The 12,828-nt window shown below is 61.8% G+C and carries 9 protein-coding genes; 4 read left to right on the forward strand and 5 right to left on the reverse strand.

All coding sequences use genetic code 11. The features are described from left to right. The first annotated feature begins 52 nt into the window (after window positions 1–52). Window positions 53–874 carry an ABC transporter substrate-binding protein gene (locus tag HWQ56_RS28490; RefSeq protein WP_176572289.1) on the forward strand — a complete coding sequence of 274 codons (822 nt, stop codon included), beginning with the start codon at window positions 53–55 and terminating at the stop codon, window positions 872–874. Continuing rightward, on the forward strand, window positions 871–1,704 hold the full coding sequence (locus HWQ56_RS28495) for an amino acid ABC transporter permease (protein WP_176572290.1): 834 nt from the start codon (window positions 871–873) through the stop codon (window positions 1,702–1,704). Before HWQ56_RS28490 ends, HWQ56_RS28495 begins: the two co-directional genes overlap by 4 nt. Window positions 1,705–1,758: 54 nt before the next feature. Here the strand turns inward: HWQ56_RS28495 and oadA are convergent, their stop codons facing one another. Further along, window positions 1,759–3,567 (reverse strand): sodium-extruding oxaloacetate decarboxylase subunit alpha, encoded by a 1,809-nt coding sequence (gene oadA / locus HWQ56_RS28500; protein ID WP_176572291.1) that lies wholly within the window; start codon window positions 3,565–3,567, stop codon window positions 1,759–1,761. Between the two features lie 104 nt (window positions 3,568–3,671). Then, the gene (locus HWQ56_RS28505; RefSeq protein ID WP_158152956.1) at window positions 3,672–5,087 is read right to left on the reverse strand and encodes an acetyl-CoA carboxylase biotin carboxylase subunit; all 1,416 of its coding nucleotides are present in this window, start codon (window positions 5,085–5,087) and stop codon (window positions 3,672–3,674) included. A 187-nt stretch (window positions 5,088–5,274) separates the two neighbouring features. On the opposite strand from HWQ56_RS28505, the gene HWQ56_RS28510 reads away from it, so the two are divergent. Then, a complete protein-coding gene (locus HWQ56_RS28510; protein WP_176572292.1) occupies window positions 5,275–6,237 on the forward strand; it encodes a LysR family transcriptional regulator in 963 nt (320 codons plus the stop codon). Here the strand turns inward: HWQ56_RS28510 and HWQ56_RS28515 are convergent. From HWQ56_RS28515 to HWQ56_RS28525, 3 genes are all read right to left on the reverse strand, one after another. Then, window positions 6,179–6,397, reverse strand: a complete 219-nt coding sequence (locus tag HWQ56_RS28515; RefSeq protein ID WP_176572293.1) for a PA3496 family putative envelope integrity protein — start codon at window positions 6,395–6,397, stop codon at window positions 6,179–6,181. The genes HWQ56_RS28510 and HWQ56_RS28515 overlap by 59 nt on opposite strands. A gap of 180 nt (window positions 6,398–6,577) precedes the next feature. After that, entirely contained in the window at window positions 6,578–7,444 is an 867-nt protein-coding gene (gene hexR, locus HWQ56_RS28520) for a transcriptional regulator HexR (protein WP_158152959.1), read from the reverse strand. 88 nt (window positions 7,445–7,532) lie between these two features. Then, the gene (locus tag HWQ56_RS28525; RefSeq protein ID WP_176572294.1) at window positions 7,533–10,430 is read right to left on the reverse strand and encodes a putative bifunctional diguanylate cyclase/phosphodiesterase; all 2,898 of its coding nucleotides are present in this window, start codon (window positions 10,428–10,430) and stop codon (window positions 7,533–7,535) included. Between the two features lie 160 nt (window positions 10,431–10,590). On the opposite strand from HWQ56_RS28525, the gene uvrD reads away from it, so the two are divergent. Continuing rightward, on the forward strand, window positions 10,591–12,774 hold the full coding sequence (gene uvrD / locus HWQ56_RS28530; RefSeq protein WP_176572295.1) for a DNA helicase II: 2,184 nt from the start codon (window positions 10,591–10,593) through the stop codon (window positions 12,772–12,774). Window positions 12,775–12,828 lie beyond the last annotated feature (54 nt).

A 12,828-nucleotide genomic window follows, 5' to 3' on the forward strand; every position in this document is an offset into this window, starting at 1 on the left:
ATTTAATACGTCACTTCGTCTAACTTACAACCATTTTCTTCAGGGGACTTTCGTGAAACTACGCGCACTGCTGGGCCTCGGCCTACTGGCTCTGGCCGCCTCCACTCAAGCCGTAGCGGGCGCCACGTTGCAGCGTGTGCAGGACCACAAGGAACTGGTCGGCGTATTGATGGAAAGCTACCCACCCTTTTCCTTCCTCAACGACCAGAACCAATTGGCCGGCTTCGACGTCGACGTAGCCAAGGCCGTTGCCCAGAAGCTGGGCGTGACCTTGCGCCTGGAAACCCCATCATGGGACGTGATCGCCGCAGGGCACTGGAGCGGCCGTTACGATATCTGCATCTGCTCGATGACACCGAGCAAGGCCAGGGCCGAGGTGTTCGACTTCCCGGTGGAGTACTACGCATCGCCGGCGGTGATCGTGGTCAACGCCACTGATGACCGCATTCACTCGGCCAAGGACTTGTCGGGCATGACGGTCGGCCTTACCAGCGCTTCCAGCTACGAAAGCTACCTGAATAAGAACCTGGTGATCGAAGGTGCCGAGGACAAGCCCTTGGTCTATCCCTTCGAGAACGTTCAGATCGCGCCCTACGACACCGACAACGTGGCCTTCCAGGACCTGGCACTGGGCGCCGGCAAGCGCCTGGATGCCATCCTCACCAACCTGGTTACCGCCCAACCACGCCTGAACCAGGACAAACGTTTCAAGCTGGCCGGGGCGCCACTGTATGAAGAACCCAATTCGGTGGCCATCGAAAAAGGTGATCCGCAATGGGATGCCAAAGTGCGTCAGGTGTTCGCCGAACTCAAGCAGGACGGCACGTTGAGCAAACTGTCGCAACAGTGGATTGGCGCCGATATCAGTAAATGACTTCCTTCCAGCCCCCACGCCCACCGCAGCAGGTTCGCCCGAGCCTGTTGCAACGAGTTTTCGGTTTCCGCACCCGGCTGTACCTGACCTGGGCAGCGATGTTCTGCCTGTTCGCCGGGTTCTTCCTGAGCTTTGACCTGAAACTGTCGATCATCGCCGACAAGTTGCCGAACCTGATCGGCCTGCACGTGGCACCCAATGGTTTCCTGCAGGGTGCAGCCCTGACACTATTCCTGTGCGTGTGCTCGATCGTGGTGTCCGTGCTGCTGGGGTTCGTCACTGCCTTGGCGCGCTTGTCCAGCAGCGCCGTGGCCTTCGGCGTAGCGAGCTTCTATGCGTCGTTTTTTCGCGGCACACCGCTGCTGATCCAGATTCTGCTGATTTACCTGGGCCTGCCGCAGCTGGGCATCGTGCCGGGCGCCATCAGCGCAGGCATCATCGCGCTGTCGCTGAACTACGGTGCCTACCTGAGTGAAATCTTCCGTGCGGGCATCATCGGCGTCGCCACTGGCCAGCGCGAGGCTGCCTTGGCGCTGGGCCTGCGTCCGGCGCAGATCTTCTGGCGCGTCACCCTGCCCCAGGCCATGCGCACCATCATCCCACCCACGGCCAACCAGTTCATCTCGATGCTGAAGGACTCGTCGCTGATCTCGGTGATGGGGGTATGGGAAGTGATGTTCCTGGCACAGTCCTACGGGCGGTCCAGCTATCGCTATATCGAAATGCTGACCACGGCGGCGGTCCTGTACTGGATCATGTCCATTGGCATGGAGCTGCTGCAGGCGCGCCTGGAAGCGTATTACGGCAAGGCCTATCGCGAACGCCGCTGAACAAAAAAGGGAGGCCGAAGCCTCCCCGAGGTAAAGCAGGTAGCTGGCTGAAGATCAGCCAACGATCTCGATCAGGATTTCGCCCGGGTTCACCCGGTCGCCCTTGGCAATGTGGATGGCCGTCACCTTGCCAGCCACCGGCGCCTGCACTTCGGTTTCCATCTTCATCGCCTCAGTGATCAACAGCGCCTGGCCTGCCTTGACCACATCGCCTTCCTTGACCAGCACATCGACGATGTTGCCCGGCATGGTGGTGCTGACATGGCCCGGCTCGCTGGCCTGCTTGCGCTTGCCGATGCCCCCGCCCACGAATTCGTTGAGCGGTTCGAATACCACTTCTTCCGGCATGCCATCGATGGACAGATAGAAGTGGCGCATGCCTTCGGCTTTCACACCCACGCCGGTGATATCCACACGGTAGGTTTCGCCGTGCACATCGATGACGAACTCGGTCGGTACACCCTCACCGCCCGCCGACGGCGCTTTACCTGGTTCGGGAATGGGCAGCAGTACTTCAGGGGTCAACTTGCCGGCGGCGCGCTCTTCGAGGAACTTGCGGCCAATGTCGGGGAACATGGCGTAGGTCAGTACATCTTCTTCCGACGTGGCCAGGGTGCCGATCTCACCGCGCAGGCGCACCATTTCCGGCTTCAGCAGGTCGGCAGGGCGCACGTCGATCACGTCTTCGCTACCGATGGCCTGGCGGCGCAGTTTCTCATTGACCTGGCCGGGGGCCTGGCCGTAACCGCCCTGCAGGTACAGCTTCACTTCATTGGTGATGGTTTTGTAGCGCTCGCCGGCCAACACGTTGAAGAACGCCTGGGTGCCGACGATCTGCGAAGTCGGGGTCACCAACGGCGGGTAGCCCAGGTCTTCGCGTACCCGTGGGATCTCGGCCAGCACTTCGTTCATGCGGCTCAGGGCGCCCTGCTCCTTGAGCTGGTTGGCCAGGTTGGAAATCATCCCGCCGGGCACCTGGTTCACCTGAACGCGGGTGTCGACGGCGGTGAATTCGCTTTCGAACTGGTGGTACTTCTTGCGCACTGCATAGAAGTACAGGCCGATCTCCTGCAGCAGCTCCAGGCTCAGGCCGGTGTCGAATTCGCTGCCCTTGAGCGCCGCGACCATGGACTCGGTGCCCGGGTGGCTGGTGCCCCAGGCGAAGCTGGAAATAGCCGTGTCGATATGGTCGGCACCGTTTTCCACGGCCTTGAGCTGGCACATGGCGGCCAGGCCGGCGGTGTCGTGGGAGTGGATGAACACCGGCAGCGACTGCTCGGCTTTCAGCGCCTTGACCAACTCACCCGTGGCATAAGGAGTGAGCAGGCCGGCCATGTCCTTGATCGCGACAGAATCGCAGCCCATGGCTTCCATTGTCTTGGCCTGCTCCACGAACGCCTTGATGGTGTGCACCGGGCTGGTGGTGTAGGCGATGGTGCCCTGGGCATGCTTGCCGGCTGCTTTCACCGCTTCAATCGCCACGCGCAAGTTACGCACATCGTTCATGGCGTCGAAGATGCGGAAAACATCGATGCCGTTGACCGCCGCCTTGGCGACAAAGGCGCGCACCACGTCATCGCTGTAGTGGCGGTAGCCCAGCAGGTTCTGGCCACGCAGCAACATCTGCAGGCGGGTATTGGGCAATGCGGCGCGCAATTTGCGCAGGCGCTCCCAAGGGTCCTCCTTGAGGAAACGCACACAAGCGTCGAACGTGGCGCCGCCCCACACCTCCAGCGACCAATAGCCAACCTTGTCGAGCTTGTCGCAGATAGGCAGCATGTCATCGGTGCGCATGCGGGTTGCCAGCAAGGACTGGTGGGCGTCGCGCAGGATAGTGTCGGTAACGAAGATCTTCTTAGTCATTGGTATCTCCTCATGAGCCGCGAGCTTCAAGCTGCAAGCGGCAAGCAAAGGCGCCAGGGGCGCGCACTACTTGCAGCGTTCAACGTGCAGCTCGCGGCTGCTGTTCATAGCCCTGCGTGGGCGGCGATGGCGGCGGCGATGGCCAGGGCCAGCTCTTCGGGTTTGCGCTTGATCGAGTAGTTGGTCAGTCCAGGGTGGCTTTCCACGAAGCTGGTGTTGAACTGGCCGCTACGGAATTCCGGGTTGCGCAGGATTTCCTGGTAGTAGGCGGCGGTGGTCTTGACCCCCTGCACGCGCATGTCGTCCAGCGCCCGTAAGCCACGGTCCATGGCCTCTTCCCAGGTCAGCGCCCACACCACCAGTTTCAGGCACATGGAGTCATAGAACGGTGGAATGGTGTAGCCGGTATAGATCGCCGTATCCGTGCGCACACCAGGGCCGCCTGGGGCGTAGTAGCGGGTGATCTTGCCGAAGCTGGGCAGGAAGTTGTTCTTCGGGTCTTCGGCGTTGATACGGAACTGCAACGCGAAGCCACGGTGCTGGATGTCTTCCTGCTTCACCGACAGCGGCAGCCCCGAGGCAATGCGGATCTGCTCGCGAACAATGTCGATGCCGGTGATTTCCTCGGTGATGGTGTGTTCCACCTGCACCCGCGTGTTCATTTCCATGAAGTACACCTCGCCCTCGGCGAGCAGGAACTCCACGGTACCGGCGTTCTCGTAGCCCACCGCCCTGGCGGCGCGCACGGCCAGGTCGCCGATATAGGCGCGCTGCTCGGGGGTAAGCTGCGGGCTGGGGGCGATTTCGATGAGCTTCTGGTTACGGCGCTGGATGGAACAGTCGCGCTCGAACAGGTGCACCACGTTGCCGAAACTGTCACCCAGGATCTGCGCCTCGATGTGCTTGGGGTTGACGATGCACTTTTCCAGGAACACTTCGGCGGAGCCAAAGGCCTTGGTCGCCTCGGAAATCACCCGGGGGAAGTTCTGCTCCAGTTCCTCACGGCTGTTACAGCGGCGGATGCCACGGCCACCGCCGCCAGAGGTGGCCTTGAGCATCACCGGGTAACCAATGCGCTCGCCTTCGGCCAGGGCTTCCTCGATATCGGCCACGTTGCCTTCGGTGCCGGGGGTCACCGGCACACCGGCCTTGATCATGCTGCGGCGCGCTTCGGTCTTGTCACCCATGCGGCGGATGACTTCCGCCGAAGGGCCGATGAATTTGATACCACGCTCGGCACAGATATCAGCCAGCTCAGGGTTTTCCGACAGAAAACCGTAACCGGGATGCAGCGCGTCACAGCCGGTCTCCACCGCCAGGTTCACCAGCTTGCGCGGGTTCAGGTAACCGGCCAGTGGCTCGGCACCAATGCTGTAGGCCTCGTCAGCACGTTTGACGTGCAAGGCGTGGCGATCGGCGTCGGAGTAGATCGCGACGGAGCGAATGCCCATTTCGGCGCAGGCACGTACGATGCGTACGGCGATTTCACCACGGTTGGCGATCAGGATCTTTTTTATCACTTGGATTTCCTCGACCGTTGACTATCGGGCTGGGCTGACCCAGCCGGCGCATGACCCGGCCCGCTTGGCCAGTCGCCAATTAACAGTAGCGTCCTGCAACAATTAACAAAAATCAATATTTGTTAGGTCAGCCATAAAGGAAACCTTATAGTTATGGTTTCAGACCACCTGCAGCGAGGCGTGATACATGCGTAAGTCATTGATGCGTATGACATTACGGCAACTTCAGATTTTCAATGAGGTGTGTGACCTGCGCTCTTACAGCCGCGCTGCGGAGGAAATGTCACTGACACAACCGGCCGTCAGCCTGCAAATTCGCCAGCTTGAAGAGCTAGTGGGCCAGCCATTGTTCGAATACGTGGGTAAAAAGCTCTACCTCACCGAGGCCGCCGAAGCACTGCAACGGGCCAGCCGCGACATCTTCGGACGCCTGGAAAACTTCGACATGCAGCTCTCCGACATGCAGGGGTCGCTGCAGGGCCAATTGAAACTGGCAGTGGAGTCCAGCGCCAAATACTTCGTCCCCCACCTGTTCGCGGCCTTCAAGCGCCAGCACCCAGAGGTAAACCTTAGCCTGACGGTATGCAACCGTGCACAGGCCATCCGTCGCCTGTCGGATAACCGCGACGACCTGATCATCATGTCGATGGTGCCCCAGGACATGGGGCTGGAGTTCATGCCGTTCCTGAACAACCCGATCGTCGCCGTGGCGCCGCCGGACCACCCCCTGTGCAAGCTGGACCGCCTGCGCCTGCAAGACCTGGAGCCACACACGCTGCTGATGCGCGAACAGGGCTCAGGCACCCGCATGGCTTGCGAAGAGTATTTCAAGGAGAAACGCGTGCACTTCACGCAGACGCTGGAGGTGGCCAATGCCGACGCCCAGCGCGAAAGCGTCATCGCCGGTCTTGGCCTGGCCCTGTTGACCCGCCATGCGCTGAACATGGAGTTGGCCACAGGGGTGCTCAAAGAATTACCGGTCGAAGAACTGCCGCTTTATCGCAGTTGGTGCATCGTGCAAGCCAAGACCAAGCGCCTTTCACCCGTGGCCCTGGCATTCCAGGCATTCATTCGCACGGAACGCGTGCAGATCACTGCCCTGGCTGAGCGTTTTTCAGGCCGGTTGCCGACGCTGCCTGCCAGTAGTTGAAGGTATCGGAGTCGGGATAGTCGGAGATTTCCTGCAGCAGACGGCGCTGCTCGGAATAGCTTTCGATCGCGCGGCGAAATTCCATGCGGCGCTGGTCTTCCTGCTGACGCTTGGTCTGCTTGCTGCCTTGCTCCTGCAAGCCATCGAAGTAACGAGCCATTGCGTGTCTCCCAGTTCGAGTGCGGGGAGTTCAGACTGGGCTCGGGCGGTTACGATTGTGGGGCACAGGTGTGACTGTTCGGTTAAATCTGTGCTGCCGGCTTTCCGAGCTTCGCGCGGCCCCATAGGGATCGCGCGCGTCGTGTCGGACCGGGGAAGCCTGGTGAGCGGTCAGCGCTAATCAGTCGTCGAGGGCTTTGATCGACTTGGGCGACAGCCGCAGGCTGCGCAAGCTGCGCTTGACGCTCTTGAGGTGGTTGACCAGGCTCGGGCCACGCGCCATGGCCACGCCCATGGCCAGCACGTCGATCACCACCAGGTGGGCAATGCGCGAGGTCAACGGGGTGTAGATTTCGGTGTCTTCGTGCACGTCGATGGCCAGGTTCACCGTGGACAGTTCGGCGAGCGGCGTCTGGCTCGGGCACAGCGTGATCAAGGTGGCGCCGCTTTCGCGCACCAGGTTGGCGGTGATCAGCAGGTCCTTGGAGCGGCCGGACTGCGAGATACAGATGGCCACATCGCCCGGCTTCAAGGTCACGGCCGACATGGCCTGCATGTGCGGGTCGGAATAGGCGGCGGCGGTCAGCAACAGCCGGAAGAACTTGTGCTGGGCGTCCGCGGCCACGGCGCCTGAGGCACCAAATCCATAGAACTCTACCCGCTGGGCCTGGGCCATGGCGGTGACGGCGCGCTGCAACGCCTGGGCGTCGAGGTGTTCGCGCACCTCCATGAGGGTGTGCAACGTGGTATCGAAGATTTTCAGGCTGTAGTCAGCCACCGAATCATCTTCATGAATGGCGAACTGGCCGAAGCTGGCGCCCGCGGCCAGGCTCTGGGCCAGCTTGAGCTTGAGGTCCTGAAACCCCGAACAGCCAATGGCCCGGCAGAAACGGACGATGGTCGGCTCACTGATGCCTACGTTGTGGGCCAGGTCTGCCATGGAGCTATGCATCACGGCCGCAGGGTCAAGCAGCACGTGGTCGGCGACCTTGAGCTCCGACTTGCGTAACAGGTGGCGAGACTGGGCGATGTGTTGCAACAGGTTCAATGGACAGGACTCATTCAGGACCGAAAGACCGATGTAGCTTTCTTGTAGTTATACTACATGACCCGCGACACGCCCAGCTAAACCATATTCAAGTTCGCGAATGAACCTGTTCAAGCTGCCCGGCGTAATCATGGTCTTCCATCAACAATGCCCGGAAAGCCTCGGCCTCCAGCGGCTTGCTGATGAGGTAACCCTGAATTTCGTCACACCCATGGGCGTTCAGAAACGAAAGCTGCGTGTGCGTTTCCACACCCTCGGCGACCACTTTCAGCTGCAGGCTGTGCGCCATGGCGATGATGGCACGGGTGATGGCCGCATCCTCACTACCTTCGGCGAGGCCGCGGATGAAGGCCTGGTCGATCTTCACGTAGTCCACTGGAAAGCGCTTCAGATAGCTCAAGGAAGAGTAGCCGGTTCCGAAGTCGTCGATGGCCAGTTTCACGCCCAGCGCCTGCAACTGGTGGAACGTCGCGATGATGTGCTCCACGCTATCGAGCAATTGGGTTTCGGTCAGCTCAAGCTCCAGGAAGCGCGCTTCCAGGCCCGTGTCGGTGAGCACTTGACGTACCAGGCTGACCAATTTGCCCTGGCGCAGTTGGTGCACCGACAGGTTCACCGCCACCCGGATGGGCCGCAGGCCTTGGCGCTGCCATTCACAGGCCTGCCAGCAGGCCTGGCGCAACACCCACTCACCAATGGGCCCGATCAGCCCGCTTTCCTCGGCCAGGCCGATGAACTCGCCCGGCGGCACCATGCCCATGGTCGGGTGCCGCCAGCGCACCAGCGCTTCCGCTCCGTTCAAGCGCCCGCTTTCCAGGCACAACTTGGGCTGGTAGTACACTTCCAACTGCTGTTCGTCGATGGCCTTGCGCAACTGCTGCTCAAGCTGCAGGCGCTCCAGCGTGCTGGCCTGCAGGCTCTCGGTGTAGAACTGGAAATTGTTACCACCCAGGTGTTTGGCGTGTTGCATGGCCATGATCGCCTGGCTGACCAACGCCGACACGTCACGGGCATTGTCAGGCAGCAAACTGATGCCTATTGAAGCGCTGACCACCAGTTCCTGCTGCTCGATGACCTGCGGTACGCGCAGTTTGGCCAGCAAGCGGCTCGTGACCCGGGCCAGGCTGGAGAGGTTGGCGTAGGCGTCGAACAGCACGGCGAACTCGTCGCCTGACAACCGCGCGATGGTGTCGGCCTCGGGCAGGGCGTTGGTGATGCGCCGGGCCATCTGCTTGAGCAACTGGTCGGCGGTCTCGTGGCCCAGGGTTTCGTTGAGCAACTTGAAGCGGTCCAGGTTGATATGCAGCAACGCCAGGCTGCGGCCGCCCTGGCGCACCCGCTGGTTGGCTTCCTGCAAACGCTCGCGGAACAGCGCGCGGTTGGCCAGGCCAGTCAGTTCATCGTAGTGGGTGAGGAAGCGCATGCGCTCTTCCGACTCGCGCCGTGATGAAAGATCGGCACAGAAAGCAATGATATGGCTTATTTTTTCCCGATGATCGCGCACCACGCTGAGCTGCAGCCATTGCGGGTAAAGCTCGCCGGCCTTGCGCGCCTCCACCAATTCGCCCTGCCAATGCCCCGTGTGCTGCAAGGCATCGTCGATCTGCCGATGATAGCGGCGAGCATCACGGCTGCAGGGCAACTCCACGATATTGCGGCCCAGGACCTCTTCGCGGCTGTAACCGGTGATTCTGATGAACGCCTGGTTCACCGACAGCACCGTGTAGTCGCTGTCGAGGATGACGATACCCTCCCCGGATGCCTCGAAAACCATGGCGGACAGGCGCTGCTGGTCCTCCTGAGACTTGGTGACGCTGATATCCCGGCGGGTGCCGAGCATGCGCAGCACCTTGCCTGCATCGGTGCGCTCCACCGCCCGCCCGCGGTCCTCGATCCAACGCCAGCGGCCATCGGTATGGCGAATGCGGTATTCGATGCGGTAGTCCTCGGTGCGGCCCTTCATGTGTTCCACCAGGGTGCGCTTGAGGTGCGGCAAGTCTTCAGGGTGCAGACGTGGCTTGAGGTGGCGCAGCATGTCGGTGACGTATTCGGGCTCCAGGCCGAACAGCTGCTTGACGTGGGTGTGGTGCACCTCGTCCGATTGCAGGTCCCAGTCCCACAACCCCAACTCGCTAGCCTCCAGTGCCAGAGCCAGGCGTGCTTCGCTCTTGCTGAGCGCCTGGTTGGCGGCATCCAGCTCCTGGCTACGCAATGCCACGCGGGTCTCAAGCCCCGAGTGCGCTTCACGCAGCTCGGCTTCCACGTGGCGGCGCTGCTCCACCTCCTTGGCCAGTTCCTGGTTCAGCCGTGCGCTGCCGGCCTGGGCGCGCTGCAGATGCTCGATCAGGTCCTGGTTCTGGAAACGCCGCATCAGGCTGCGCTCGATCAGGCGGTTGACCTGCCAGGCCACGACGATCAGCGCACCCAACAGAATCAGCCCCAACCAACCCCAACCGTGCTGGGCACCGGTGCCGATCACGAAAAGGAAACCAATGGGCGGCAACAGGCATGGCAGGGCAAAGCTCAGGAAGGCCGGCAGGCTCACCGCATAGGCAACGCTGGCCGACAGGGTGGCCGCGCCCAGCAAGCCAAACACCCAGGCCTGTTGCACGAAGCTATCGGTGGGCACTAGCAATATCGCCGCCCCGGCCAGCGTCAGGCCGCTGATGAAGGACCCGAACAGGAACATGCGCAACCAGATCGGTTCCGCCTGGCGGTCAGGTATCGCCGAGTCGAACGCCGCCACCTGGATGACGCGCATGGCCACCAGCGCGGTCAGCCACACCAGCCAGATGCTCACCAGCAGGTAGTGCTGCGGTTCCCACAGCAGCCAGGCGCACACCAGGCCGTTGAGCAACATCAGCAACGTGGGCAGCAACGAGCCCTGATACAACAGGCGCGTGCGCTCCACCGCCAACTGGGCGGCATGTTTGCGGCGAATCTCCCGTTGGCCCTCCATGGAAGCGGGACCTGTGGCAAGTGTCATAGGCAGTATTCTTATTAATGTGGGAAGCCCGAACGTGCACCGAGCATACACAAGGCCGATGCCCGGCCAAAGCCCCGTGGCGCTGATGGTGGTCGGTCTTCTACCGACCACTCGCACGCCAAGTTTGCTCCAATCTTGTTCAGCACCCTAAAATGGGCGAATGCGCGATGACCTCTCCCTTTTGCTGAATTCCCTCAACGATGCCCAACGGCAGGCCGTAGCGGCCCCCGTCGGCCGTCAGTTGGTCCTGGCCGGTGCTGGCTCCGGTAAAACCCGAGTGCTGGTGCACCGTATCGCCTGGTTGATCCAGGTCGAACAGGCCTCCCCCCATTCGATCCTGTCGGTGACCTTCACCAACAAGGCCGCCGCCGAGATGCGCCAGCGTATCGAGCAGTTGATGGGTATCAACCCGGCCGGCATGTGGGTAGGCACCTTCCACGGCCTGGCGCACCGCCTGCTGCGGGCCCACTGGCAGGAAGCGAACCTGAACCAGAACTTCCAGATCCTGGACAGCGACGACCAGCAACGCCTGGTCAAACGCGTGATCCGCGAGCTGGGCCTGGACGAGCAGCGTTGGCCGGCCCGCCAGGCGCAATGGTTCATCAACGGCCAGAAGGACGAAGGCCTGCGCCCGCAACACATCCAGGCCGGTGGTGACCTGTTCCTGGGTACCATGAAGTCCATTTACGAGGCCTACGAGGCGGCCTGCGCCCGTGCCGGTGTCATCGACTTCTCCGAACTGCTGCTGCGCGCGTTGGACCTGTGGCGCGACAACAAGGGCTTGCTGGAACATTACCAGCGCCGTTTCCGCCACCTGCTGGTGGACGAGTTCCAGGACACCAACGCCGTTCAGTACGCCTGGTTGCGGATGCTGGCGCAAGGCGGCGACAGCCTGATGGTAGTCGGTGATGACGACCAGTCCATTTATGGCTGGCGTGGGGCGAAAATCGAGAATATTCACCAGTATTCGGCGGACTTCCCCGACGTCGAGACCATTCGCCTGGAGCAGAACTATCGCTCCACCGCCGGGATCCTCAAGGCTGCCAACGCCTTGATCGCCAACAATACCGGACGGCTGGGCAAGGAACTGTGGACTGACGGCGGCGATGGCGAGCCATTGAGCCTGTACGCCGCCTTCAACGAACACGACGAAGCGCGCTATGTGGTGGAAACCATCGAAGCGGCGATCAAGACCGGCATGTCGCGCAGTGACATCGCCATCCTGTACCGCTCCAACGCCCAGTCACGGGTGCTGGAAGAAGCGCTGCTGCGCGAACGTATTCCGTACCGCATCTATGGCGGCCAGCGCTTCTTCGAGCGCGCCGAAATCAAGAACGCCATGGCGTACCTGCGGGTGCTGGAAGGGCGTGGCAATGATTCGGCCCTGGAACGGATCATCAACGTGCCACCGCGCGGCATTGGCGAAAAAACCGTCGAAGCCATTCGCGACCACGCACGCCACGCGCAGATTTCCATGTGGGAATCCATGCGCCAGCTGGTGGCCAACAAAGGCCTGACAGGCCGGGCTGGTAATGCCCTCGGCGCGTTCATGGAATTGATCGAGAACCTCGCCGCCAAGGTCATGGACATGCCGTTGCACCTGATGACCCAGACCGTCATCGAGCAATCCGGGCTGATCACCTATCACCAGGAAGAGAAAGGTGAAAAAGGCCAGGCACGGGTAGAAAACCTTGAGGAACTGGTCAGCGCCGCGCGCAACTTCGAAACCGCCGAGGAAGACGAAGAGCTCACCCCGCTGGCCGCGTTCCTTGGGCACGCGTCGCTGGAAGCCGGCGATACCCAGGCCGACGAGCACGAAGACAGCATCCAGTTGATGACCCTGCACAGCGCCAAGGGCCTTGAGTTCCCCCACGTGTTCCTGGTGGGCATGGAAGAAGGCCTGTTCCCGCACAAGATGAGCCTGGAAGAACCTGGCCGCCTGGAAGAGGAACGCCGCCTGGCTTACGTGGGTATCACCCGCGCCATGCAGCAGCTGGTGATGACCTACGCCGAGACCCGTCGCCTGTACGGCAGCGAAACCTACAACAAGGTGTCGCGTTTCGTACGCGAGATCCCGGCCGGGCTGGTGCAGGAAGTGCGCCTGTCCAACAGCGTCAGCCGGCCCTTCGGCGGCAGCCAGAAACAGTCCACCAGCAGCCTGTTCGGCGGCGCCAGCATCCCGCAAACCGAATTCACCCTGGGCCAGCGGGTCAACCATGCGGTGTTTGGCGAAGGCGTGATCCTCAACTTCGAAGGCTCCGGCGCCCAGGCTCGGGTGCAGGTGAACTTCAGCGAGGGCAGCAAGTGGCTGATGCTGGGCTACGCCAAGCTCGAAGCGCTCTGAAGCGCAACGCCGCGCGCCTGGTGGTGCGCGGCGCTTGTGACGCGGCCAGGTCCG

The sequence above is a fragment of the Pseudomonas eucalypticola genome, assembly GCF_013374995.1.
Taxonomy (GTDB): domain Bacteria; phylum Pseudomonadota; class Gammaproteobacteria; order Pseudomonadales; family Pseudomonadaceae; genus Aquipseudomonas; species Aquipseudomonas eucalypticola.